Source organism: Tardiphaga sp., from assembly GCF_041424195.1.
Lineage (GTDB): Bacteria > Pseudomonadota > Alphaproteobacteria > Rhizobiales > Xanthobacteraceae > Tardiphaga.
The window spans coordinates 43,719-68,452 of sequence record NZ_JBGMOE010000044.1 but is presented as its reverse complement, the minus strand read 5'-3'; the positions used below and the strand labels follow the sequence as shown (position 1 = coordinate 68,452).

Annotated in this window: 24 protein-coding genes and 1 pseudogene; 12 read left to right on the top strand and 13 right to left on the bottom strand. The window is 62.3% G+C overall.

Annotation, left to right across the window (positions count from 1 at the left end; all coding sequences use genetic code 11):
- Nucleotides 1–6: 6 nt before the first annotated feature.
- From ACEK02_RS06385 to ACEK02_RS06370, 4 genes are read right to left on the bottom strand one after another with little or no spacing between them, the layout of a single operon-like run.
- Nucleotides 7–960: a hydroxyacid dehydrogenase gene (locus ACEK02_RS06385; protein ID WP_371420960.1), complete on the bottom strand. Its 954-nt coding sequence runs from the start codon at nt 958–960 to the stop codon at nt 7–9.
- A 1-nt stretch (nt 961) separates the two neighbouring features.
- Nucleotides 962–1,867: a fumarylacetoacetate hydrolase family protein gene (locus ACEK02_RS06380; protein WP_371420959.1), complete on the bottom strand. Its 906-nt coding sequence runs from the start codon at nt 1,865–1,867 to the stop codon at nt 962–964.
- 16 nt (nt 1,868–1,883) lie between these two features.
- Nucleotides 1,884–3,023 carry a mandelate racemase/muconate lactonizing enzyme family protein gene (locus tag ACEK02_RS06375; RefSeq protein WP_371420958.1) on the bottom strand — a complete coding sequence of 380 codons (1,140 nt, stop codon included), beginning with the start codon at nt 3,021–3,023 and terminating at the stop codon, nt 1,884–1,886.
- A 57-nt stretch (nt 3,024–3,080) separates the two neighbouring features.
- A complete protein-coding gene (locus ACEK02_RS06370; RefSeq protein ID WP_371420957.1) occupies nt 3,081–4,055 on the bottom strand; it encodes a Bug family tripartite tricarboxylate transporter substrate binding protein in 975 nt (324 codons plus the stop codon).
- Nucleotides 4,056–4,176: 121 nt separating this feature from the next.
- On the opposite strand from ACEK02_RS06370, the gene ACEK02_RS06365 reads away from it, so the two are divergent.
- A complete protein-coding gene (locus ACEK02_RS06365) occupies nt 4,177–4,881 on the top strand; it encodes a GntR family transcriptional regulator (RefSeq protein WP_371420956.1) in 705 nt (234 codons plus the stop codon).
- A gap of 9 nt (nt 4,882–4,890) precedes the next feature.
- Here the strand turns inward: ACEK02_RS06365 and ACEK02_RS06360 are convergent, their stop codons facing one another.
- Nucleotides 4,891–5,340 carry an MEKHLA domain-containing protein gene (locus ACEK02_RS06360; RefSeq protein WP_371420999.1) on the bottom strand — a complete coding sequence of 150 codons (450 nt, stop codon included), beginning with the start codon at nt 5,338–5,340 and terminating at the stop codon, nt 4,891–4,893.
- A gap of 199 nt (nt 5,341–5,539) precedes the next feature.
- Between ACEK02_RS06360 and ACEK02_RS06355 the strand changes: the two genes are divergently transcribed.
- Nucleotides 5,540–6,523: a Bug family tripartite tricarboxylate transporter substrate binding protein gene (locus tag ACEK02_RS06355; protein ID WP_371420955.1), complete on the top strand. Its 984-nt coding sequence runs from the start codon at nt 5,540–5,542 to the stop codon at nt 6,521–6,523.
- A gap of 30 nt (nt 6,524–6,553) precedes the next feature.
- Nucleotides 6,554–7,348 (top strand): class II aldolase/adducin family protein, encoded by a 795-nt coding sequence (locus tag ACEK02_RS06350; protein ID WP_371420954.1) that lies wholly within the window; start codon nt 6,554–6,556, stop codon nt 7,346–7,348.
- Between the two features lie 233 nt (nt 7,349–7,581).
- Here ACEK02_RS06350 and ACEK02_RS06345 read toward each other — a convergent pair whose 3' ends face one another.
- The 3 genes from ACEK02_RS06345 to ACEK02_RS06335 form a co-directional block, all read right to left on the bottom strand.
- Nucleotides 7,582–7,899: an NIPSNAP family protein gene (locus ACEK02_RS06345; RefSeq protein WP_371420953.1), complete on the bottom strand. Its 318-nt coding sequence runs from the start codon at nt 7,897–7,899 to the stop codon at nt 7,582–7,584.
- 89 nt (nt 7,900–7,988) lie between these two features.
- Nucleotides 7,989–8,963, bottom strand: coding sequence for a Bug family tripartite tricarboxylate transporter substrate binding protein (locus ACEK02_RS06340; RefSeq protein ID WP_371420952.1), 975 nt, complete (start codon nt 8,961–8,963; stop codon nt 7,989–7,991).
- Between the two features lie 218 nt (nt 8,964–9,181).
- Nucleotides 9,182–10,081, bottom strand: coding sequence for a helix-turn-helix domain-containing protein (locus ACEK02_RS06335; RefSeq protein ID WP_371420951.1), 900 nt, complete (start codon nt 10,079–10,081; stop codon nt 9,182–9,184).
- 87 nt (nt 10,082–10,168) lie between these two features.
- On the opposite strand from ACEK02_RS06335, the pseudogene ACEK02_RS06330 reads away from it, so the two are divergent.
- The 3 genes and pseudogenes from ACEK02_RS06330 to ACEK02_RS06320 all read left to right on the top strand — a co-directional run.
- Nucleotides 10,169–10,291, top strand: a pseudogene (locus tag ACEK02_RS06330) (IS5/IS1182 family transposase); the annotation flags it as partial.
- Between the two features lie 115 nt (nt 10,292–10,406).
- A complete protein-coding gene (locus tag ACEK02_RS06325) occupies nt 10,407–10,829 on the top strand; it encodes a group III truncated hemoglobin (protein WP_371420950.1) in 423 nt (140 codons plus the stop codon).
- A 92-nt stretch (nt 10,830–10,921) separates the two neighbouring features.
- Nucleotides 10,922–11,143 carry a hypothetical protein gene (locus ACEK02_RS06320; RefSeq protein WP_093758344.1) on the top strand — a complete coding sequence of 74 codons (222 nt, stop codon included), beginning with the start codon at nt 10,922–10,924 and terminating at the stop codon, nt 11,141–11,143.
- A 233-nt stretch (nt 11,144–11,376) separates the two neighbouring features.
- On the opposite strand, the gene ACEK02_RS06315 is transcribed toward ACEK02_RS06320, so the two are convergent.
- Nucleotides 11,377–12,306, bottom strand: coding sequence for a LysR family transcriptional regulator (locus ACEK02_RS06315; protein WP_371420949.1), 930 nt, complete (start codon nt 12,304–12,306; stop codon nt 11,377–11,379).
- 160 nt (nt 12,307–12,466) lie between these two features.
- Here ACEK02_RS06315 and ACEK02_RS06310 point away from each other — a divergent pair, with 160 nt between their 5' ends.
- Complete coding sequence (locus ACEK02_RS06310) at nt 12,467–13,447, top strand: Bug family tripartite tricarboxylate transporter substrate binding protein (protein ID WP_371420948.1); 981 nt, start codon at nt 12,467–12,469, stop codon at nt 13,445–13,447.
- 9 nt (nt 13,448–13,456) lie between these two features.
- Here the strand turns inward: ACEK02_RS06310 and yghU are convergent, their stop codons facing one another.
- A complete protein-coding gene (gene yghU, locus ACEK02_RS06305) occupies nt 13,457–14,329 on the bottom strand; it encodes a glutathione-dependent disulfide-bond oxidoreductase (RefSeq protein WP_371420947.1) in 873 nt (290 codons plus the stop codon).
- Between the two features lie 195 nt (nt 14,330–14,524).
- Here yghU and ACEK02_RS06300 point away from each other — a divergent pair, with 195 nt between their 5' ends.
- Nucleotides 14,525–15,772 (top strand): MFS transporter, encoded by a 1,248-nt coding sequence (locus ACEK02_RS06300; RefSeq protein WP_371420946.1) that lies wholly within the window; start codon nt 14,525–14,527, stop codon nt 15,770–15,772.
- Between the two features lie 18 nt (nt 15,773–15,790).
- On the opposite strand, the gene blaBJP is transcribed toward ACEK02_RS06300, so the two are convergent.
- Nucleotides 15,791–16,678: a BJP family subclass B3 metallo-beta-lactamase gene (gene blaBJP, locus ACEK02_RS06295; protein WP_371420945.1), complete on the bottom strand. Its 888-nt coding sequence runs from the start codon at nt 16,676–16,678 to the stop codon at nt 15,791–15,793.
- 178 nt (nt 16,679–16,856) lie between these two features.
- Here blaBJP and ACEK02_RS06290 point away from each other — a divergent pair, with 178 nt between their 5' ends.
- Complete coding sequence (locus ACEK02_RS06290) at nt 16,857–17,840, top strand: putative zinc-binding metallopeptidase (RefSeq protein ID WP_371420944.1); 984 nt, start codon at nt 16,857–16,859, stop codon at nt 17,838–17,840.
- Nucleotides 17,841–17,920: 80 nt separating this feature from the next.
- On the opposite strand, the gene ACEK02_RS06285 is transcribed toward ACEK02_RS06290, so the two are convergent.
- Nucleotides 17,921–18,895, bottom strand: coding sequence for a Bug family tripartite tricarboxylate transporter substrate binding protein (locus ACEK02_RS06285; protein WP_371420943.1), 975 nt, complete (start codon nt 18,893–18,895; stop codon nt 17,921–17,923).
- 996 nt (nt 18,896–19,891) lie between these two features.
- Here ACEK02_RS06285 and ACEK02_RS06280 point away from each other — a divergent pair.
- On the top strand, nt 19,892–20,158 hold the full coding sequence (locus ACEK02_RS06280) for a hypothetical protein (RefSeq protein WP_371420942.1): 267 nt from the start codon (nt 19,892–19,894) through the stop codon (nt 20,156–20,158).
- A 192-nt stretch (nt 20,159–20,350) separates the two neighbouring features.
- Here ACEK02_RS06280 and purU read toward each other — a convergent pair whose 3' ends face one another.
- Nucleotides 20,351–21,226 (bottom strand): formyltetrahydrofolate deformylase, encoded by an 876-nt coding sequence (gene purU, locus ACEK02_RS06275; RefSeq protein WP_371420941.1) that lies wholly within the window; start codon nt 21,224–21,226, stop codon nt 20,351–20,353.
- Between the two features lie 143 nt (nt 21,227–21,369).
- Between purU and ACEK02_RS06270 the strand changes: the two genes are divergently transcribed.
- The gene (locus ACEK02_RS06270) at nt 21,370–22,206 is read left to right on the top strand and encodes a uroporphyrinogen-III synthase (protein WP_371420940.1); all 837 of its coding nucleotides are present in this window, start codon (nt 21,370–21,372) and stop codon (nt 22,204–22,206) included.
- A gap of 60 nt (nt 22,207–22,266) precedes the next feature.
- Entirely contained in the window at nt 22,267–24,711 is a 2,445-nt protein-coding gene (locus ACEK02_RS06265; RefSeq protein WP_371420939.1) for a CaiB/BaiF CoA transferase family protein, read from the top strand.
- Nucleotides 24,712–24,734: the final 23 nt, after the last annotated feature.

Genomic DNA, 24,734 nt, shown 5'->3' with positions numbered 1-24,734 from the left:
GGCACCTCACGCTGCCTTGTGACCGGGATTGACGAGATTGAGCGGCTGTTCGCCGCGCAGGATGCGAAGCATTTCTTCGGCGGCGCCAACGGCCATGCCGCGGCTGCTGCTCGCGGTGATCGCCGCCGCATGCGGCGTCAGCAAAAGATTGGGACAGTCTAACAATGCGTCGTCCGCGGGCAGGGGCTGGATGTCGAACACATCGAGCGCCGCGCCGCCGAGTTTGCCGGCCCTGAGCGCGGCGATCAGCGGTGCATTCTCGACGACGGCGCCGCGCGACACGTTGACCAGAACCGCCTCGGGCTTCATCTGGCCGATGCGCGCGGCATTGACGAGGCCGCGCGTCTCATCGGTCAGTGAACAGCAGATCACCAGCGCATCGCTGCGCGCGAACAACTGATCCAGCGAGACTTCCTCGACGTCTGCAGGCAACGATCCCTTGCGCCGCGATGTGCCGACGACATTCATGCCAAAACCGTGCCTGGCGATCTGCGCGACACGGCGACCGATCGTGCCAACACCGAGAATGCCGAGCGTCGAGCCGTTCAGCTCGGTAAAGCTCTCGGCGGTGGCGCGCGAAGCGCCCCAGCCGTCGCTGCGCATCAGTGCGTTCATGTGATGGATCGGGCGCCGCAGATGCAGCAGTGCCGACATCGCATATTCGGCAACGGCGGACGTGTTGCTGCCGGGCAGGTTGGCCACTGCAACGCCGCGCGCGGTGGCAGCATCGACTGGGATGAAATCGAGACCAACGCCGTGACGGACCATGCCCTTCAGGCGCGGCGCGTGATCGACGATATCGTCAGGCAGTTTTGCGCGCACGATGATTCCATCGGCGTCTTTCGCCCATGCGCGCAACGTGTCCGGCCTGGTATCGGGCGCCGTGATCAGCCGCGCATGCGGCGACAGGATCGCTTCGCCATCGGCATGCATCGGATTGGTCAGCAGAACTGTGGGCATGTCAGGCATCAAAAGCCGGTCCTTCGGTAATGGGATTGGCGAGCTGGCCAAGTCGTTCGACGCTGGCGGTCACGGTCGACCCGGGTTTCAGCCACGCCGGCGGCTTGTGCATCGCCGCCACGCCGGCGGGCGTTCCTGTCGCGATGACGTCGCCGGGCTCAAGCGGACCGCGATGCGACAGCCAGGATACGAGATCGGCGACGTCGAAGATCATGTCTTTGGTGGATCCCTGTTGCAGCGTCTTGCCATCGATAGTGAGCGAGACCTTCAGCGCCTGCGGATCGGCGATCTCATCGGATGAGGCGAGGAACGGTCCGAACGGGCCAAAACTCGAAATGTTCTTGCCGCGATCGAAGTGGCCGTCGGCCTTGATCATTTCGCTGGCGCTGATGTCGTTGAAGCAGCCATAGGCGGCGACATGTTCGAGCGCCTGTTCCTTCGAGACATTCACGGCGCGCTTGCCGATCACGGCGGCGAGCTCGGCTTCATAGGTGACGCCGCCGATCCCTGCGGGAAGGACGATCGACCGGCCTGCGGCGATGACCGTTCGCGGCGCTTTCATGAACAGCACGGGCTCGGTTGGCGCGGCGATGCCACGCTCGGCAATCGCATCGTGATAGTTGTGCGCGATCCCGAAAATGCGGCGTGGTGCGGGGAGTGGCGCCAGCCGTGTCACGCGGTCCGCAGTCAGCCGCGCGGCATCGGCCAGCCCGTGCGCCGTGATGCAACTGACGATCTTACCGAGGCCTGCGTCGAGAAAGGCCTGAATTTGCGGCGCGATGCCGTTCAGGCCCGGCCGCATCGCCGGGTGAGCCAGATCGACAACGACGTCGGTCGAAAGTGTGGCGTCGCCGACCAGGACGCCGGCGCGCGTCAGGCCGGACTCGACGAAGGTGACGAACTTCATGACTGCGGCCTCGCCATCACGCGACGCGATACTTGTCGATGACCGCGCGATCGACCTCGATGCCGAGGCCGGCACCGGTCGGTACCGCAATCACGCCATTGACCTGGTTGATAGGCTCTTTGGCGAGGTGGTCGCGGAACGGGTTTTCCTCCTGCTCGAATTCGAGCATCGGCGGCATCGGGAACAGGCTGGGCGGCTGGTTCGGGATCGAGGCGAGGAAGTGGATCGTGGCGGCGAGGCCCACCGCCGACCCCCAGGCATGGGGCACGCATTCGACGCCATGGGTGCTGGCGAGTGCTGCGATCTTCTTGCATTCGGTAATGCCGCCGGCGGCGCAGACGTCCGGCTGCACGATATCCATCGCCTTGCGCACGATGGCATCGCGAAAGCCCCAGCGGGTGAATTCGTTCTCGCCACCTGCAACTGCCATGTCGAGCGCGCGGGTAACTTCGACATAACCGTCGATGTCTTCCGGCGAGATCGGCTCCTCAAACCATTCGATGTCGAGTTCTTCGAGCTTGCGGCCGAGCCTGATCGCTGCCGGCACCGTGAGGCAGTGATTGGCATCGACCATCAGCTTGATGTCGGAGCCGATCGCCTCGCGCACGGCCTTGACGCGCTCATAGTCGCGCTTGATGGAGCCGAGGCCGATCTTCATCTTGATCGCCTTGAAGCCGGCCTTCTTGTAACCGACGGCTTCCTCCACGGCTTCATCGACAAGACGTTCCATGTCGGTGAAGTAGAGACCCGTCGCGTAGCAATCGACTTCGGTGCGGAAGGCACCGCCGATCAGCTTGTGCACCGGCTTGTTGCAGGACTTGCCGATAATGTCCCACAGCGCGATGTCGATGCCGCTGATGGCGGCGATCGACATGCCTTTCGGGCCGTAGTCCTTGATGCGGTTATAGAGGTCTTCCCAGATCACCTCGACGTCGAACGGATCGCGGCCGATGACGCGCGGCGCAAGCTGGGTGTCGATGAAGGCCTTGGCGACGGCGGAAGGGCCGTAGCATTCGCCCCAGCCGACGACGCCGTCACTGGTTTCGATCTCGACGAGGCAGGTGCCGCGCGTCTTGTAGAGCCAGCCGCGTGACGACGTGAACGGACGCTGCACGGGAGCGGCGACGACATGGCAGGTGATTTTCTTGATATTCAATGTGGTGTCCTCGTCGAGATCAATCAGGTAGGTGCGGCCGGCGGACGCCGGTCGCGTTTATTCTTTCGGGAAAGTTTGCGCTGCGACCTTGCCGATTGCGGCAGCGACGCCGTCAACTTCCTTGGCGAGCGCGTCGCCGGTCACGTCGTCGACCAGGAAGACGTTCTTCTTGGCGAATTCCTTGAAGCGCGGGTCCTGGATGGCGGCGCGGAACGCAGTGGTCAGCTTGGTACGAACATCGTCAGGCAGGTTCGCGGGGCCGACCACGTAGGCCATTTGCACGACGGGGCCATAGGGGAAGACGTCGATGCCCTTTTCCTTGAAGGTCGGGACATCCGGAAACATCTCAAGCCGCTCGTTGGCGAAGATGCCGATGGGCTTGAGCAGGTTGTCCTGGATCTGGCCGAGCGTTTCCGACGGCTTGAGCACGCCGGAGTCGACATGTTGTCCGATCAGATCGGCAACGACTTTCGAGCCGCCGGTATAGGGGACGTTGACATAATCGACGCCGGCCGCGCGCGCGGTCATGGAGGCGAAGATGTGGTTGAGGTTGTAGTTGCCGGGCGTGCCAATGGTGACCTTGCCCGGTTTGGCCTTCATGTTGGCGATGTAGTCGGGGAGGGCCTTGATCGTGCCGGTTGAGGGGACAAGCAGCATCAGGGGATCGGTCGAGACGCGCGCGATGTGGGTGAAGTTGCCGTTGGTCAGTCCGTTCGCCTTGTTCTGGGCGATCAGCGCCAGCGTCGAACTGGTTCCCATACCGATGGTGTAGCCATCCGGCGCCGAGCTCGCGACGCGCTTCATGCCGATGACGCCTGTTGCGCCGACGACATTCTCGATCACGATCTTGATGCCGTGCTCGCGCAGGATGGGGTCCAGCGCACGGGCGGCGACGTCGTTGGAGCCGCCGGCATTCCACGGCACGATGAACGTGATGTCTTTCTGCGGAAAGTTGGATTGCGCGTGAGCAGGCAGGGACCAGCATCCCAATACCAATCCGAGCGCGGCAAAGCTGACGCGTTGAACAAACATTGTTTTCCTCCCATTTTTGGTGTTTGTTATAACAAACATCTTGATGGGTCAATGGAACAATTCACCGCGGTTGCGGGACATGAATTTGCGGGACTCAATGGGGTGAGGTAGCGAGCACAGAATGACCGCACTGAAACGGATCGAACGCGAACCGCTCTGGGACTTGGCGCATGCGCAGCTCCGGGACGCGCTACTGGCTGGCCGTTTCGCGCCGGGCACGGTGCTGACGCTCCGAGCCCTCGCGGAGAGCTTCGGCACGTCGATCACGCCCGTGCGCGACGCAGTCACCCGGCTGGTTGCACAGGGCGTGTTGCAGCAGGGGCCGCGCAATGCGGCGATCGTCCCGCGTCTGACGGCGCGCGAGCTCGCCGATCTGACCGTGGTGCGCTGTGCGCTGGAGGGGCAGGCGGCGCGGCAAGCCGCGACCCGGCGCAACGCGGCGGGACTCGAACGTCTGAAGTCACTGTTGGCGACGATGCAGTCGCTGATATCGGCAAAAAATCTCGAAAGCTATCTCGACTATCACCGCCAGTTTCACTTCGAGATCTATGCGATGTCGGGCGTTCCGATCCTTGTGGAGACCATAGAGAATATGTGGCTGCGCTGCGGCCCGGTGTTGTCTTTCGTGATCCCCGAATATGTCGTGCTGCTGAAGGGCTGGGATCACCACACGGCGGCGCTCAAGGCCATCGTCGCAGGCGACGCCGATGCCGCCGAGCGCGAGATCGTCGCCGATATCACCGAAGCCGCCGACTATCTCGCAAGCCTTGCCGATGCCAACGGACAGTTGCGCCGGCCGGTGCGTGAGGCGCTGGCGGCGTCTTAGTTGCCGCGCTCACAGATCCGTCCATGACGTGAACAGCGCTGCCTGACCGCGTCGCTCGCCGTTCTCGTCTCTCAGTTCCCAGACGATGCCGCCTTCGATCCAGAAGCGCCGGCCGGATTTTGCGATCCGCAACCCGCGATAATTGTCGATGAAGCCGTTGCGCGCGACGGCATCCAGCAGGCGCTGGCGCTCGTCGCGGTTCGGCGCTTCTGCCGACAGGCGCGAGGGGATGGTGACGAATTCGTCGAAGCTGTATTCGAAGCAAGATTGCGCGGTGCGATTGGCATAGACGAACATCGGATCGGCGTCGGTGTTATGTGCGAGCACTGCGAATGGTGCGTCGCTGTAGAGCCACGCTACATCTTGCCCAGGCGCCAACAGGGGCTTCCCGACAGTGCGGAGATAACTCCCGGCGAGGAGCTTGAAGAAGGATGCATCGAGCGCGAAAGTAGGTGGCATCGGAGCGGTCACGGGACTCTCTTGGTGTTGGACTATCAGGAGATAGCGCGCAGCGTCCCCTTCGTCGACTGCACGTCCCGTGTAATCCGATAGCTGCCCGGCTTATTTAGTCGTCGCATCGGCTGGGCTCTTGTTTTAGCCTTTCCCGAAAATGCCGTTCCAGGCGAAAGCCCAATGGACCGGCGCAAAGGGAGAAAACGTGAGCAACAACAAGAAGGGACGATGGTCTGCCGTCGCCGCGGCCCTTGCCGCATCGCTGTTCGCCGGAGCACCAGGGCAGGCGCAGCAATATCCCGATCGCAACATCACGATGGTCGTGCCATTTCCGCCCGGCGGAACGACCGACATCGTCGCGCGCATCCTCACCGAACAGCTCAGCACCGCACTCGGCAAACAGGTGGTGATCGAGAATCGCGGCGGCGCCAGCACGTCCATCGGTGCGCAAGTCGTGGCCGGTGCCGACAAGGATGGTTACACGCTGCTATTCGCCAGCGCGACGACCTTCACGACAAACCCGCATCTGCTGGCCTCCATCAAATACAAGCTGGAGGACTTCGCGCCTGTTGCGATGGTGGTGAAGGTGCCGTTCGCCTTCGTCGTGAAGAAGGACTTTCCGGCCGCTGACGTCGCGGCGTTTCGTGCCTATGCGCTTGCCCATCCGAGCAAGGTCAACAACGCCACCAACGGGCCGGGCAGCACCGTGCATCTGATGGGCGAGATCGTCGCCCGCGGGCTTGGCGTGAAGCTGCAGCATGTTCACTATCGCGGTGCTGCGCCGGCCATGAACGACATGCTCGCGGGCATCGTCGACAGCAACGTGGAGGCGCTGACCAATACGGTGCCGAACCACAAGGCCGGCATGTACCGCGCGCTGGCGGTCCTGTCCGAGGAGCGCCTGCCGCAATTGCCTGATGTGCCGACCTTCAAGGAACTTGGCTTTCCCAGCATCGTCGGCGCGACGTGGTTCGCGGTCTTCGCGCCCGCGGGTACGCCGCAGCCTGTTCTGGACAGGCTCAGCGCTGCCATCACCCGCATCGTCAGGACACCGGAATTTGCAAAGAAGATGGAGCCGATCGGCAATCAGCCATGGCCGATGACGCCGGCGGAACTCGAAACCCATGTGAAGAGCGAGCGCGACCGTCTCGGCAAGCTCATTCGCGAAGCCAACATCACGGTCGACTGACCGCGTGAACAAGATCAAGGGAGAACATCAATGAATGCAGCCGTCAGCTCACCCGCCGTGAAAGTCGTCCGTTCGGTGCAGGATCAGGTCAGCCCCGAGGAATGGCAGTCGCGCGTCAATCTCGCCGCCTGCTACCGCCTCACCGCGATGTATGGCATGACCGAGATGATCGCCAACCACATCTCCTGCCGCGTGCCGGGAACGGAAGACCAGTTCCTGATCAATCCCTATGGGATGCTCTATGAAGAGATCGATGCGTCGAGCCTCGTGAAAATCGACCTCGACGGCAACACGCTGTTCAACGCGTCCGACTACGCCGTGAATGCCGCGGGCTTTGTGATCCACAGCGCCATCCACATGGCGCGTCACGATGTCGATTGCGTCGCGCATACCCATACGGTGGCCGGCATGGCCGTGTCGGCGATGGAATGCGGGTTGCTGCCGGTGGCGCAGACCTGCATGCGCTTCCTTCATGTCGCCTATCATGACTTCGAAGGGATCGCCGACAATCCCGAGGAGCGCGAACGGCTGATTGCGCATCTCGGCCATCACGAGGCGATGGTGCTGCGTAATCACGGCCTGCTGGTGGTCGGCAAGACCATCGCCGCCGCTTTCAACGTGCTGTTCCGGATGGAACGCGCCTGCCAGGTGCAGGTAGCGGCACTATCCTGCAACACCAAGCTCATCACGCCGCCACAGAAGGTCCTGCAGGATACCTATGACCGCATGAAACCGCGCGACAATGTCCCGGGGCTCAGCGGCGAACTCGCCTGGCCGGCACTGCTGCGCAAGCTCGACCGGGTCGATCCGTCCTATCGCAACTGAGTTTGCGCTAGAGTCTGATCCATCTTCGGTGGATCAGACTCTAGCTATTTTCTCTATGAGCGCATGATCTTGTCCGAAAACCGGTATCCACTTTTCGGGATCATGCTCTGGCAGGCTCGGCGACTGCCGGGCTCGCAGGCGTGGCAGCCACCTGATGAACTGAAGGGATGCGAAGCATCAAGAATGCGGCGCATTACAGGTTCGGCAGTCAGAGGCCGCGACTGAAGGTTGGTCTACGGCTTGAAGAACGAGACCGGCGTCATCAGCTGGTTGTCCTGGCTGATGAGATAGGCGGCCTCGGCGCTGATCTTCAGGTAGCCGGCCCAGGCCGGGTCCTTCTGCAGCGCCTGGCGCTTGGCTTCGCGATCGGCTGCGCTGTCATAGACCCAGATGTGCATGTAGCTGTTGACGTTGCCGGTCTCAATTTGCGCGTAGGCGAGCGGCTTGCCCAGATGGCGGCTCTGGATCTCGTAGCCGTGCTCGGCATACAGCGCCAGGTGTTTCTTGATCGTGCCGGGGCGGCAAGTGTAGGTGCGAACATCAAGCAGCATGGGGTTTCCTCGTGCGGTGGTGGATCACAGCATGATCCCGAAAAGTGGACGGCGGTTTTCGGATAAGATTATGCTCCAATGAAACAGGGTCAGTCGGCGGTGGCGCCGGACTGCTCGACAAGCACGGCCCAGCGCGCCACCTCGTCGTTCACGTATTTCTGGAATGTCGCCTGATCGTCGCCGACAGGGTCGGCGCCGAGCCCTTTTAGCCGCTCCTGGACGGCGGGGTCGGCCACGCTCTGAACGATGGTCTGCGAAAGCTTCTCGACGATAGCGGGGGGCGTGCCGGCCGGTACGAACAGGCCGAACCACGAGCGTAAGTTCATGCCGGGATACGGCGTTTCTGAGAAAGCGGGCACGTCAGGCAAGGCGGCGTGGCGCGTGCTGCCCGTCACCGCGAGTGCCTTGAGCTTGCCGCTCTGCACCAGCGAGAGAACTTCGGGTAGGTTGGCGAACATGATCTGCACCTGGCCGCCGATCATATCGTTGAGCGCCTGCGCGCCGCCCTTGTAAGCGACGTGCGTTATCTTCGCACCTGCCAGTGTGCTGAATTGCTCGCCGGACAGATGGGACGCGGTGCCAACGCCGCCCGACGCATAGTTGACGCGCTCGGCATTGGCCTTGGCGTAAGCGGCGAGCTCGCTCACCGAATTGACCGGCACCGACGGGTGTACCACCAGCAGCAGGGGCACCGACGCCAGGTTCGACAAGGCCACGAAATCGCGCGTGAGGCTGTAGCTGAGCTTCTGGTAGAGCGATGCGTTGATCGCGTGGCTCGACGTGGCCATCAGCAGCGTGTAGCCATCGGGCTCCGAGCGCGCAGCGGCGGCGCCGCCGATATTGCCGTTGGCGCCGGCCTTGTTTTCCACCACGATCGACTGGCCGAGCCGGACCGACATGGCTTGCGCCACGGTGCGCGCGATGACGTCGGTGGCACCACCGGCGGCGAACGGCACGATGACGCGCAAGGGACGATCCGGGTAATCGGCCATCGCGCTGACAGACGTGAGGGCCAATGCTGCGGCCAAGACGAGGCTCCGCAACGGCATGATTGCTTTGTACATTTGATTTCTTCTGCCCCTGGTTCTTGTGTCCTGCCGACGGCGCGCTCCGCAGATGCCGGGCGGTCGTGGCGGTGGGCGTCATGCCGTGCCGACATGCGCATGCGAACGCGCAAGTGGCGACGGCAACGCCCGGTCAGACGTTCATGCGGAACACTCTATGCAGCCGCGCGACGGCGGCGCTAGGACGGATCAGACGTTGTGTTGGACTTTTTCGCGTGTCAGTCCAGCGGACGGCAATGCTTTCGCCGGAAGTCGCCCGGCGTGAGGCCGGTCTGCTTCTTGAAGAAGCGCGCGAAGTAGGCCGGATCCTCGATATTGAGGCGGAACGCGATCTCGGCGATGCCCGTTTCGGTGTTGCTGAGCCAGCGCTTGGCTTCGAGCACCACGCGTTCCTGCACCACCTGGCTGGCTGTGCGCGCCACAGTTCGCTTGACCGCATCGTTGAGCTGACGTTCGCTCACGCAGAGCGCCTCGGCGTATTGGCCGATGGTTTCGAAGTGCAGGTAGTGCGTTTCCACCAGCATCGCGAAACGGCGCGCGAGCGTCTGGTGCGGACCAACGCCGCCGGCGGGCTCGTTGTCAGGACAGAGGCGGCGCAGGCGCGTGAGCAGGATCAGCAGGCAGGCCCGCACCACGTCGGGGAATCCCGGCCGGCGATCGCGTGCCTCGCGTTCCATCTCGCCGAGCAGCGGCAGCATGCCGTCATGCTGGGCCTGCGTGAGATAGAGCACGCTGTTGCCGCGGGCAGGGTGGAAGAATGGAAGTTTCGCGACATCGTCGGCGCGCGGAAACATCCGAGCGAAGAAGTCGGTGCTGAAGTTCAGCACGTAGCCGTGAGGCTTGATCGATGAGCTCCAGGCATGGACCTGGCCCGGCGAAAGAAAGAACACCGAGTGGTCGCGCACGTCGAAATGCGCAAAGTCGAGCGTGTGCGTGCCGCTCGCCCGGGTCATCCAGAGCAGATGGTAGTAGTTGTGCCGGTGCAGGAAGCCGCGCGGGATGTCGTCGCGGTCCTGCAGCCGCACGAGATCGAAGTAGAAAGAGCCTTCGCCCGCGAAATCCGAGGTTTCAAAGGTCGGAAACTCGCCGGGGCGGGCGGAGAGGAGGGCTTCGGGCAAGTGAAGGTGTCCTTGTGGTTTCGGGTCCCGGTCATCAGCGTCATCCTATCGCAAAAAGCCGGAGAGAACCGGGAGTTGGCGAGTGTGACGCTGGGCGATCTCTGCGAGGAGTTCGGCAAGCTCTATAAGAATTTTGGGTGCCGCTCCATCGCACCCGAGAAATGGTTTCGGGGGATGCTCCTGCAGGCGTTTTATGGTGTCCGCTCGGAAGGGGATCCGACGGAACCGCCGCGGACGGCGGGTGGTCGCAATTGAGTTTGCGCTGGATCAATTCCGCAAGGAAAGGCGGTTGCCGCGGCAGCCGCCGTCGCCTACATCAGGGCGCATGACGCAGACCTCTGAAATCGGCTTCACGAGCTTCCAGCCCTCCCTGAATGAGGAAAATATCTCGCTTCTGGTGCAGACCTTTTACGGCCGCGCCCGCGAGGATGATTTGCTCGGGCCGATCTTCAACGGCGCAGTGACCGACTGGGATCATCACATCGCACAGATCAGCGATTTCTGGTCGTCGATGATGCTGAAGACCGGCCGTTATAATGGCCGGCCGATGCGTCCACATCTCGTGCTGCCGCTGAAGGGCGAACATTTCGATCGCTGGCTCTTGTTGTTCGAACAGACCGCGCGCGAGATATTTCCGGCTGAGGTCACCGAGGCCTTCATGATTCGTGCGCGCCGTATCGCTGACAGTTTCGAGATGGGCGTTGCCTCCGTGCGCGGCAAGATCGCTGCGCCGCGACATAGCGTTTAAAGCGGTAGGCCCGTGATGTGTGATGCATAGCGGGTCTTGCGAGAGCCGGCCGTTGCGCTAGGCTGCGACTCCAACAAACCGGGAGTCGGTCCATGAAACGCCTGTCTGTCCTTGTTCTCTTGAGCCTGTTCAGTGCTGCACCCGCAATGGCGCAATCCTGCAACGCCGTCAGCGGCGACGGCAAGCCGCTAGCGGGCGCTGCCAAGAAGAGCTTCATGAAGAAGTGCTGCGAGGACAACGCCAAGAGTGCCGAGGGCAAGCCACTGGCCGGCGCCGCCAAGACCTCATCGGTCAACAAGTGCATGAAGGGCTGAGCGCGCAGGCGCGTCGTCCGTCACGCAACAGCAGAAAGCCCCGTTCGGGCGCCAGCACTTGGTCGAAAGGTGGAATCGCCAAAAATGGCGATTCCACCTTTCTTTTTGAACAATCCGGTCGCGAATGACCCGAAGCCGACATGGGGCACGATCCCGAAAAGTGGATCCGGGCTTTCGGACAGGATCATGCTTCCGACGAAGGAAATCGCTGGAGTCAGGTCGTTGAATCCTTGCTATCCAGTCGCGGTTCGACGAACGCACTCGATGAAGAGCTTTGCGGCCGGGCTGAGAGCGCGGCTTTTGAGCGTCACGATTGCGACAGGCCGCGACTGCGCGGGAAGCCGAACTGGAAGGACTTTGAGAAACCGGTCGTGGCTGCCAAAGCGAAGAATCGATGTGGGAAGCATCGTCACGAATTGTGCGCTCGCTGCCAGTCGGCAGCACAGATGCATTGAGAGCGTCGTAACGGGCGCTTGTGGCAACTCTGCGCTACTTGCGCGGAACAACTCAGCGGTCAGTGAGCCGTGCATGGTACCCGCGGGAGGCAGGATCCAACGCTCGCCGGTGAGATCGGCAAGCTTGAGTTTGCGCACTCGCGCCCATTTGCTTTGACGGCCCGCCACCACGACCACCTGATCGTCATACACGACTTCCGCCTTTAGATCGGCCTCTTTGAATGGCGTCGGAATGCGGCCCAGCATAAGATCGATGCTGCGCTCACGTAATTCACGATAATGCAGCTTGCTGATGACAGCTTGCGCGACGTCCAGATGAATTCGGGGCTGCTCGCGTGAGAAGCGCTCGATGACTGCCGGCAAGAGGCCGGCCGCAATACTCTCAGTACTGCCGATATACAACGCGCCCACAGACGGATCGGCGAGACATGCGATTTCATCGACCCCTTGTTTGAGCTCATCGAAGATCACTCGGCCTCGCGCGACCAGAGCGCGACCGTACACCGTCGGCTCGATCCCGCCTCGACTGCGGTCGAGCAAACGAAGACCGAAGGTGTGTTCCAGGTCGGTGATTGCCTTCGATACGGCAGGCTGCGAGATCGCCAGCTCTGCTGCAGCCTTTGCCATGCTGCCGCGCTCTACGACCGTGAGCAGAATATGGAGGTCGCGCAGCTTCAGGCGGCGTCCAATGCGATCGACCCACTGCATGATACGAACCTGCCAAATCGGTTATCGAATGATCAAATATCAGAATTGGACAGATATGTCCGCGTGATGCACGCTTTGGTTGATGCGTATCGGAAGTCGAATGTCTGGCCCTTGCGGCCGGGAACACGTTGCGGAATGGCGGTGAACCACGGAGACGGCTATGAGGACGCGTCGTGACTTCCTGATCATGTCGGCGGCTGGTGTCGCGTTTTCCGCTACTGGCCCCATGCGGCAAGTCATTGCCGAACCGCGTATGAAAACGGCTCATGTCCTGACAGGCTTCACGGCCGGATTGCCAGACGCTGTCGTAAGGCTCCTTGCGGACCAGATGAAGACCTATGCAGCGTCTATTGTCGTCGAACCGCGACCAGGGGCGAGTGGTCGTGTCGCCGTGGAAGCCGTCAAGGCCGCTGCTCCGGATGGATCGGTCATTCTGTTTGCCCCGACCGGATTCCTCACCCTCTTTCCTCACACCTACAAGACGCTGAGATACGGGCCGCAGGATTTTGCCCCGGTATCGACTGTTGCGTCGTTGGCTGGCGTTTTGACGACAGGGCCGCGAGTGCCGGGAGAGGTAAGGACGCTCGCCGATTTCGTCTCATGGTGCGGTGCCAACGCAAAGGATGCGTCCTATGGCACGCCAGGAGTCGGAACCAGTATGCACCTGATCGGTGCTGCGTTGGGGCGCGCAGCCGGCTTCGAGTTTCTTCACGTCCCATATCAAGGCCGAGCGGCAATCCAGGATGTCCTCAAGGGCGAGATCGCATCGGCCATCATGCCGATCGACAGTTCCTTGGGTCTCATCCAATCTGGCGGACTGCGCGCACTGGCGACCACCGGTCCAGCCCGCAGCCCGTTTCTTCCCGATGTGCCGACGATGGTGGAAGCCGGATATCCCTTGCTCAAGGACGTCACATGGTTTGGCTTCTTCGTTCCGGCGAAGACACCCCGCGATATCGTTGAAAGCCTGAACGGGGCTATTCAGGGTGCCCTGCAAACAAGCGGGATAGCGTCGGGGCTCGCAAAATTGTCAGTCGAGATTGACTCGATCTCGAAGGACAACTTTGCGCAGCTGCTCGCATCGGAATCGACACGATGGAAAGGGATCGTGCAAGCAACAGGATTCAGCCCAAACGATTGAACCTTCGACTCAATTCTTCGCTTCGAGCTTGTCCTGAGTCTTCGTGTCGAAGTCGCTGGCGTCATGGCGTTCGCGCAACTGGCCGGCCGGGTCGCCCGAGGTTCGATTGACCATGCGACCGCGCTTCACGGCAGGTCGTGTCGCGATGGTCCTGGTCCAGCGCTGCAGGTTCTTGTAGCTCTGCACATCGAGGAAAGTGCCGGCATCGCCATAGATCGCACTCTCTGCGAGGCCGCCATACCAGGGGAATACCGCCATGTCGGCGATCGTATAATCCTTGCCGGCGAGATAATCGTTATCGGCGAGGCGACGGTCCAGCACGTCGAGCTGACGTTTCGTCTCCATGGCGTAACGATCGATGGCGTATTCGATCTTGGTCGGTGCATAGGCATAGAAATGGCCGAAGCCGCCGCCGAGGAAGGGGGCGCTGCCCATCTGCCAGAACAGCCAGGACAGGCACTCGGCGCGGCCGGCCTTATCCTTGGGGATGAAGGCGCCGAATTTCTCGGCGAGATGCAGCAGGATCGCGCCGGATTCGAACACGCGGAACGGCTTGTCGCCGCTACGGTCGATCAGTGCTGGAATCTTGGAATTAGGGTTCACATCGACGAACCCCGAACCGAACTGGTTGCCGTCGATCCGGATCAGCCAGGCATCGTATTCCGCTCCTGTATGGCCGGCAGCGAGCAGTTCCTCGAACATGATTGTGACCTTCTGCCCGTTCGGCGTGGCCAGCGAATAGAGCTGGAACGGATGCTTGCCGACCGGCAGCTCCTTCTCATGGGTGGGGCCGGCGATGGGCCGATTGGTCGAGGCAAATTTGCCACCGTTTTCCTTGTCCCAGGTCCAGACTTTGGCGGGCTCGTAAGGGGCGTCGGTCATGTGGGGCTGGCTCCGGAAAAGGGGCAGGGTTGGTTGTCGGGGACAGGTAGGGTTGAATGCATCTGCATGCAAGGCAGCGATGCATGCTGGGATGGAGGCCTGCCTTGCACCCGGCGGAGACATGGGATGTAACGAGTCCGCACCGCCGTCGCTGCCGATGGCGGGATTCTCCGGCTTGCGAAGATTCCCCTCCCGATGAGCGACACTCCAGCGCAGACCGTCGGTGCACCGCCGACCAAACGATCCTTCGCGGCGCTCCATCACCCGGGCTTTCGCGCCCAGTTCATCACCTATGTGCTGGCCATGATGGCCGACAATATCGAGCATGTGATCAGCTATTGGGTGGTGTTTCAGAAATTCCAGTCGCCCGCGCTCGGTGGCTTCGCCATCGTCTCGCACTGGCTGCCGTTCCTGCTGTTCTCGGTCACGTCCGGCGCGCTGGCGGAGCGGTTCGACCCGCGGCGCGTGATCCAGTGCGGCATGGCGCTGTTCATTCTCGCCTCACTGGGCTGGGGCTATTTCTTCGTCACCGACACGCTGCAGATGTGGCAAGCCATGGTGCTGCTGGTGATCCATGGCTGTGCCGGCGTGCTCTGGCAGACGCCGAACCAGATGCTGCTCTACGATGTCGTCGGCCCGGCGGACCTGCCAAGCGCGGTGCGTCTGAACGCCATGGCGCGCTATCTCGGCGTGATGGTCGGGCCTGCGGTCGGCGGCGTGATCCTGCTCGCGCTGGGCCCGGCCTATGGCATCATGCTCAACACCATTTTCTATCTGCCGCTGGTGCTGTGGCTGATCAACGCGCCCTATGGTCCGCGCTTTCGCACCGGCGCGCCCGTGCCTCAGCGCGCCGTGCGCGGCTTCGCCGACATCGTCCAGACCATGCGCGATATCAGCCATCGGCCGGTGATCGTCTCCATGATCGCACTGGCCGGCGCAGCCTCGTTCTTTGTCGGCAATGCCTATAGTTCGCAGATGCCGGGCTTCGCCCATGATCTGGGCCACGGCGATCCCGGCATGTCCTACAGCATGCTGCTGGCGGCCGACGCAGCCGGTGGCCTGCTTGCCGGCCTGGCGCTGGAGGGCAGGCAGTTGCTGGCGCCAAAGCCGCGCACGGCGATCTTGCTGGCGCTGCTCTGGTGCGGCGCGCTGGCGATCTTCGCGCTGACCGGTCATTACGCCCTCGCGCTGGTGTTCCTGTTTGCGGCGGGTTTCCTCGAACTATCGTTCAACGCGATGGCGCAGAGCCTCGTGCAACTCGACGCGCCTCTGGACAAGCGGGGCCGCGTCATCGGCCTGTTCAATATGGCGAGCCTCGGGCTGCGCGCCTTCAGCGGGATCTCGGTCGGCGTCATCGGCAGCATGATCGGCATCCACTGGTCACTGGCGCTGTCGGCGCTGGCGACCATGATTGTTGCTGGAGGCCTGCTGGCATTGCCCTAGCGAGGAAAAACCTCGGCGCTATTTGCCGCTCTGCAGCGCCGCGGTTTGTTTGGCAAGCTGCTTGTCGAAATCCTGTTCGAGTGTCGCGGCGTAAGCGGCGAGTTCGCCGGGTTTGACGAACGGGTTCGGCGCGCCGTTCTTCATCTCTGCGCGCTTGGCCTGCATGCCATAGACTTCCGGATGTGGCCCAAGCAGCACGTCGATCTTCATGGCCTTGGCCTTGGCATAGGTCGACCGGTAATCGTCGACGATGCCGGCATGGGTTGGATTGCCGACAAGCCGGTTCAGCGCCACGGTGCCGCTGCAGAAGAACAGGACCTCACGGTTCTCGCTGCCGTCCTTCACGGTCATCTCCCAGCTCGTGCAGCCCGGCGAGTGGCCGGGCGTCGCATGCGCCGTCAGCGTGGTGCCGCCGAGCGTGACCTTGTCGCCTTCGGTGACGGTGCGATCCACCTTGACCGGCGGGAAACCGATATCGGTGTTCTTTTCATCGCCCGGATAGGTGCCGCTCTCGAGCAATGGCTTGTCCCGTAAGCCTGCGATCAGCTGCGCGCCGGTGTCCTTCTTGATCTCCGCAAAACCGCCGGTGTGATCGAAATGGGCATGGCTGTTGAGGATGATCTTGATATCGGCTTCCTTGAAACCGAGCTTTGCGATGTGCTCCTTGATCATCCCGGTCGATTGCGGGACGCCCGTATCCATCAGGATCAGGCCGTCGGATGTCTTGATGAGATAGACCGCGATGCCATCGGTGCCGACGTAATAGATGTTGTCGATCAATTGAAACGGCTCGAAGGGGGCGGTCCACTTGACCATGGCCTGCGCGAGGAAATCCTTGACGGTCTGCGCTTGCGCGCTCCCTGCAAATAGCGCCAGAGCGCAGACGGCACCTGCGAGCGTCTTCATGATGGCCTCCCGGTCTGATTTTTATTGGTTCCTCTGCACGCCGGGATTGAAGCGCGATTTGGGCCGATGGCTCAAGCACAATTCCTGCATGCCGGCATCGCGCATAACAGGCACGGCCGGGCGGCGAATGTTGCGAGCGCGTTGAACCATCGCGGTCATTTCGGGTTAGACTTCATCCATGAAACAATTGATCTGCCCCAATTGCCAGACGCGCGTGTTCTTCGAGCAGAGCGATTGCGCGCAATGCGGCGAGGCGCTGATCTTCGACACCGCGCGGTCCAATGTCGTCAGCGTCGCGTCGGCCATGGCCTGTGCCAATCGCGATCTGATCGCGTGCAACTGGGCCACGGACGAGAGCGATCCGTTCTGTCCGTCCTGCCGTCTGACGCGGACGATCCCCAATCTGGCATCCGATCGCAATGTCGCGCTCTGGAAGCGGGTCGAGCAGGCCAAGCGGCGCCTGACCTACGACCTGATGCGGCTCAGGCTGCCCCTTGCCGTTTCGAGCGGTGCGCATATCGCGTTCGACATTCTCTCGGACGAGACAGCCGGACATCCGATCATGACCGGGCATTTGTCGGGGCTGATCACGATGAATCTCTCGGAAGCGGACGATGCCGAGCGCGAGGCGCGCCGCGCGGCGTTTCGCGAGCCGTATCGCACATTGCTCGGCCATTTCCGCCACGAGGTCGGGCATTTCTACTGGGAAGCGCTGGTCGACCAGTCGCAGCTCATCGGTCCGTTCCGGATGATCTTCGGCGATGAAACGCGCGACTATGGCGAGGCACTTGCGGCCTATCACAATCGCGCCGATCGCTTGTGGAATAGCGACGCCTTCATCAGCGAATATGCGACGTCGCATCCGTGGGAAGACTGGGCCGAGACCTTCGCGCATTTCCTGCACATCGTCTCGACGCTGGATACGGCATCGTCGCTGCCGCTGTCACTGGACGAGCGCTCGCGTCACACGCTGGACGATCCCTATCTGGAGCGCGATTTCGAGGCCTTGCTCTCGTTGTGGGACGCTGTGTCCTACAGCATGAACGAACTCAATCGTTCGATGGGCATGAGCGACGCCTATCCGTTTCATCTCACACAGGCGGTGAGGGGAAAGCTGCATTTCGTGCATCTGGCGATTTTGAAAACGCGCAGCGAAGGGTGACGCAGCTCTGTCATTCCGGGTTCGCGCCGGTCTGCTTCGCAGATCAGCGCGCCCCGGAATGACGCGTGCATGCAGGAGTCTTACTGCTCCATCTTGATCCCGGCGTCCGTGATCACCTTCTTCCAGCGCGCGATTTCGTCGGTGACGAAGGCGCGGAATTCATCCGGGGTGGTGCCCATGGGGACGATGCCCTGATCGTCGAGCTTCTTCTTCAGGTCGGGATCGGTGAGCGCCTTTTTCGCTTCGAGCGCAACGCGGTCGACGATGTCCTTCGGGGTGCCGGCGGGGGCGATGATGCCGGACCAGGTGCCGGAGACGAAATCCGGCACGCCGGCCTCCGCCATGGTCGGCACGTCGCCGGCCGCCGGTACGCGCTCCTTGGCGGCCACGGCGAGCGCCTTGGCATTGCCGGACTTCACCTGCGACATCAGCGGGCCGATGACGTCGAACATCACATTGATCTGGCCGCCGACCGTATCCTGCAGCGCGCCGGACGTGCCCTTGTAGGGAATGTGCTGCAGATTGATGCCTTCGCGGCTCTTCAGCATTTCCATGGTCAGATGCGCCGCCGAGCCGATGCCTGACGAGGCGAAATTGAGCGAGCCGGGCTTCGCCTTGGCCAGCGCGATGAATTCCTTCATGTCCTTGGCCGGCAATGACGGCGTCGCGATCAGGATCAGCGGCGCGACCGATGTCAGCGAGACATAGGTGAAGTCCTTCATCGCATCATAGGGCAGCTTCGGATTGAGCGTCGGGTTCACCGAATGGGCCGCGATCACGGTGCCGAAGGTGTAGCCGTCGGGCGCCGCCTTGGCGACGGCGTCGGTGCCGATCGCTGCATTGGCGCCGGGCTTGTTCTCGATGACGATCGGCTGGCCCAGCGCGATCGCCATCTTCTCCGAGACGAGACGGGCCATCAGGTCAGTGTAGCCGCCCGGCGTATAGGGCACGACCATGCGGATCGGTCGGTTCGGCCAGCTCTGCGCCTGTGCGCTGCCGGCGCAGGCAGCGATGATGGCGAATGCGCTCACGGCGCGGACGAAGCTCTTGATCATTTCAATTCCTCAACTGCCGGTGCGATCCGATGCAGCGGGAGCGCCGTAGCGCTTGCCTCGGATTGCAGACCGTTCTTCTTGTTGTCTGCCCATTCTGCGCCGCGACGGATGTCGTGTGTGCAGAGTCCCGCATGCAGGTTACCGCATCGCGCGGTAACGGGGGAAGTAGACGAAAGGCCGCTAAAACCTGCTGCCGCACGGTGGAATTTGCCGACGCGAACCGCGGAAGCGTGCGACTGAGGTGCATGTGATCTCCCGTGACGATGGTGATGAAGACCGTGTGCCGGTGAGGCGAGGCGGCCACGCGCCGTCCTTGCCCGCGCCTCAAGCGCGTGCGTGGCGGTCCCAGGGGTCTCCCTCGCAATGAGGGAGATGAAGCGCCGAAAGGCGCGACTTGGGTACAGTGCCGCAGCGTGCTGTCCGGATCGCCGGACATCAGAGGCCGCGGAAACGCCTTTCGACGCTCCATCGTGGCGATTTCTGTCCCCGGGACCGTTCTTCCGGGCAAAGGGCAGAGCTCCGCACTCCGCTTATCCCGGCGGTTTCCCGCCGTTCACCAATGCCACGTCCAGCCAGCATGAGTGGCAGACCCCCGTAGTGGGGCCGGACGGTGACCCAGGGCCTCCCGAGTGCGTGAGGGAACGTCTCCCTCCCGCCCGCAGGCGCCACATCCCGCCCCGCGCCAGTCGGCGTCCCGGTAACGCTCCCTCAAGTGGAGCGGGATGCGTGGGAATATATACTGGACTGAAATAGCGTCAAGGACTATTTTCAGATATCTGGCGACGCCGGACGTGCCGACGAACGCGGCGCCGGTCGCACCATGGCCGGGCCCGTAGCGCGCCATCTTACGCAGAGAGCGCGGTGAGTTCATGCACGGAGCGCCGAGGCCGCCCCGCCACGCTCGGTAATATTTGACCATTGATTTGCCTTCAATTGTCGGCAAAACCCGTCGCGATCTGCTATATTCCGAAGACCCCATCAAACCATGTTGCCGCCATGCCAGTATCCCGACGCGTCCCCGCTTTTGTCTGTGTCGTGCTGCTGTCCAGCAGCCTTGGCGGTTGCGGCTCGATCAGTTCATTCCTGGCGGGCGGCATGGGAGATTTGATCCCGGCATGGGCTGGCGGCCTCCCCGCCGACGCGCCGCCGCGTCCGGGTACTCCTGAATACGAGGCCTACGCGAAACGGCATGAGCAACAGCAGTCCGGCGCCACGACGGGGCCTGACCCCGCCACGTCGCCTTCTGCAGAAGCCGTTCACTAATCGCGGACTTCTTTCACCTCGCCTCGCTCGTGGGAAGAGGTCGACCGGCAAAGCGCAGCGAAGCCGGTCGGTTGAGGGGGAGCCAGCGAGTAAATCTCTGGCCCATCCGGCTCGAATGACCTCCGGTCCTTCAAGCCACCCTCTCCCCGCCACGAAGCAAAGCTTCGCTAGGCGGGGCGAGGGAAGCAAACCTCAGTTCATGAAAACGACGGTCTTCTTGCCGTTGAGGATCACCCGATCCTCGAGGTGATAGCGCACGGCGCGCGCCAGCACGCGGCGCTCGATGTCGCGGCCCTTGGCCACGAGTTCTTCCGGCGTGTCACGGTGGCTGATGCGCTCGACATCCTGATCGATGATCGGACCTTCATCGAGATCGCTGGTCACGTAATGCGCGGTTGCGCCGATCAGCTTGACGCCGCGCGCATGGGCCTGGTGATAGGGCCGTGCGCCCTTGAAGCCCGGCAGGAACGAGTGGTGGATGTTGATGCACTTGCCGGACAGTTTCGCCGACATCTCGTCGGACAGGATCTGCATGTAACGCGCCAGCACCACGAGCTCGGTCTCGGTCGTGCCGACCAGATCCCAGATCGCCTGCTCCTGCTCGCGCTTGGTCTCCTTCGTGATCGGCATGTGGTGGAACGGGATGTCGCCGAAATCGAGATCCTTGAAGGCGTCGCGCGGATGGTTCGAGACGATCGCGGTGGGGATCATGTCGAGATCGCCGGTGCGCCAGCGATACAGGATATCTACGAGGCAGTGATCGGACTTCGACACCAGCAGCATGACCCGGCGGCGGGTCGCCCGGTCCCGCATCTGCCACTCCATCTTGAAGCGCTCGGCGATGGCCCCGAAGCCGGTCTTCAGCGCCGCCAGCTCGACATTCACATCCGCGGCGTTGAATACGACGCGCATGAAGAAGTGGCCGGTCTCGACATCGTTGAATTGCTGGGCATCGAGAATGTTCTGGCCATTTTGGGCCAGGAAGGTCGATACCGCGGACACGATGCCGGGGCGGTCGGGGCAGGACAGGGTCAGAACATATTGATGAGACATGGCTTGAACGGACATGGGCGGGCTGATCTGCTTCAAGGGGACCGGAAATCGAGGCCCTGCTCTATCATCCGCGGCGGCCTCGCGCCAATCCAATTGCGCGCTGCAATATGGACGTCATTGCCAACGAATTAACGTGCGAAAACAGGCAGAAAACAGAGATGGCTGACAAGCTCAACGGTTACCGCATCCTGATCCTGGAGACCCGCGAGGAAGCGCAATTCTCCCGTCTGCTGACCGAACAGGGCGCCGATGTGCTGCAATGTCCGATGTTCACCATCGAGGACGCGCCGGATTCCGCCCCGGTCCAGGCCTGGATTGGTCGATTTATCGCCAATCCGTTCGACGACCTCGTTCTGATGACCGGCGAAGGTCTCCGCCGGATCATGAAAATCGTGCGTCAAAGCGGCATCGAAAAAGAGTTCGTGGCGGCTGTCGGCAAGTCCCGCAAATTCGCACGCGGACCGAAACCCGGACGTGCCCTGCGCGAGATCGGACTGGAAGCTGACGTGACGACGGAGAAGCCGACCTCCGAAGGCGTTGCCGAGATGCTGTCGCGACTCGACATCAAAGGTCATCGCCTCGGCCTGCAGCTTTATCCCGAGAAGGATCACGGTGTTCTGATATCGGCGATCAGGGACTGCGGTGCCGAGGTCGATACCGTGCTGCCTTACGTCTATGACTCAAAGGCCGCTGAAGCGAACATCCTCTCGGCCATCGACGAGATGGAGGCAGGTCGCGTCGATGCCATCGCGCTGACGAGTTCGGGTCAAGTGCGTCGTCTCGTCGATGCTGCGAAGGCGCATGGCCGCGAGGATCAATTGCGCAGTGCACTTGCGAAGACGCCGATCGCGTCCGTCGGTCCGGTCGTGTCGGACGAATTGAAATCATACGGCCTCGAGGCCGATATCACTCCGGCGAATGATGCGTTCTTCATGAAGCCGCTGATCTCGGCGATGTCAGTCGCACTCGAGAAGTCTGCAGCGCGCGCCGAATGACTTGACGCCCGCACACATCTCGACATGATGCCCGAACACATAAAAAATGATCGGGCGGAAATGCCAAACTTGCCATTATCGGATTTGCGTGTCGCGGAAATCGGTTCCAGCGATACGCTGGATTACTGCGGCAAACTGTTTTCCGATTTCGGCGCCGAGGTCATCAAGATCGAACCGCCCGGCGGCGATCCTGCGCGGCACTATCCGCCGCTGGTGGATGCCGGCAACGGCCGCCGCGAGAGCGGATATTTCGCGTGGCTGAATACCAACAAGCGCAGCGTCATTGCCGATCTCGACAAGGCTGATGATGTCGCGCGCATTCGTGAGTTGCTGAAGAACTGCGACCTGTTGATCGATGCGCGAGCGCCCGCCGAGATTCCAACATCGCTCCTGACGCATGATGATCTGCGCAAGGAACAACCGGGCCTCGCGATCACCGCGATCTCGTGGTTCGGTGAGCACGGTCTCTACAGCAATTATCAGGCAACGGACTCCGTCTGTCGCAGTCTCGCGGGTAGCGTGAAGCTGGTCGGGGCGCAGGAAGGCCCGCCGGTGCTGCCGCGCGACGGTCAGATTGCCGTCATGGCCGGCCTCACCGCTTTCATTCCGACACTGGCCGGCCTGTATGATCGCAAGACCGGCGCGCGGCGCTTTGCCGTGAGCGCGCATGAAGCGATGCTGCAGATCAGCGAGTTCGACACGGGACTCGCGCTGGAGGTCGGCTTCACCCGGCCACGCATGGCCATCAACCGATTCGGCCGCGGCTATCCCGTCGGCAATTTTCCAACCAAGGACGGCTGGCTGGGCATCACTGTCGTGACACCGGCGCAATGGGCTGCATTCTGCGTGATGCTCGGCCTTCCCGAACTGGAAACCGAGCCCGAGTTCAACGACGGTCTCGCGCGCACCAATAATTCCAAAGCGCTGTTCGACATCTTCCAGCCCATCCTGATGCACAAGAGCGCACATGAATGGTTCGAGATGGGCATCGAACTGCGCCTTCCCCTCGCTGTCGTGCCGGACATGGAGACGCTGCTGAAGCAGCAATACTATCGCGATCGCGGCGCCTTCGCGAAAGTCGAGATCGGAACCGCATCATTCGATGCGCCGGTGCTGCCGCAAACACTTACGGGCTCGCGCCCCAAACCGAATGGCCGCGCGCCATTTGCCGGCGATGACACGATGGGCGCCCTGCCCGCGCATCAGCGCGTGGCGACACGACAGGCCACGCCGGACGATCCGCAGCCGCTGAAGGGGCTGCGCATTATCGATCTCACCATGGGCTGGGCCGGCCCCTCGGCGACGCGGCAGATGGGCGATCTCGGCGCCGACGTCATCAAGGTCGAGTCCTGCCAGTATCCCGACTGGTTTCGCGGCACCGATCCGCGCGGGCCGTATTTTCCCGAGCGCACCTACGAGAAGATCTACTGGTTTCAGCAGATGAACCGCAACAAGCGCGGCATCACGCTGGATCTCACCAATCCCCGCGGCAAGGATCTGCTCAAGCAACTGCTCGCGGGCGCGGATGCGGTGATCGACAACTATGCCGCCGATGTGCTGCCGCGCATGGGTCTCGACGCCGCAGCTATGCACAAGATCAATCCGCGTCTCGTTGTCGTGACCATGCCCGCCTTCGGCATGACCGGTCCATGGAGCGGCGTGCGCGCCTATGGCTCGACGCTGGAACAGGCCTCCGGCCTGCCTTCTGTCACTGGCCGCGAGGGCGATCCGCCGACCATGCTGCATGCGGCACTCGGCGATCCCTTTGGCGGCGTCAGTGCTGCGGCAGCATTGATGCTCGGCTTCATGCATCAGAAGAACACCGGTCTCGGCCAGCACATCGACCTCAGCGCGACGGAAGCCCTGCTGCCGCTGGTCGCGCCGTCTATTATCGAGCAATCCGCCACCGGCAAATCGGGCCCGCGCATCGGCAACCGGCATCCGCGCTTCGTGCCGAACGGTTGCTTCCCGTGTCTCGGCGAAGATCAGTGGATCACCATTGCCGTGCGCAGCGACGACGAATGGCAGGCGCTGTGCAAAGTCATGCATCGTGCTGACCTGGCCGATGACGCCGCGCTTGCTACGGCTGACGGCCGCCGGGCCGAGGAAGACCGTATCGAGGTCGCGATCCGGCACTGGACGACGACCGTGCGGCCTGACCTTGCCATGGTGACGCTGCAGGATGCCGGCGTGCCCGCCGGTACTGCGCGACTGCCGCTGGATCTGGCCGGCGATCCGCATCTGCTCGCCGTCGGCCACTGGCAGCCGGTGACAAAGGTCTTCATGGGCCCGCATCTGCTGCCCTCCGTTGCCTATCGCGAAGGCAGTGCCAGATTGCCCTATCCGATCACCCGTCTCGCGCCCACGCTCGGCCAACACAATGACGAAGTCCTGCGCAACGTCCTCGGCCTCAGCGCCACCGAAATCGACGAATTGCGCGCCGCGGAAATCATTGGCGACACAGCAATATCCAAGAAGGCGAAAGCAGCATCCAAGTCTAATTGATACTGCAACTGAGGCTTGCAGCT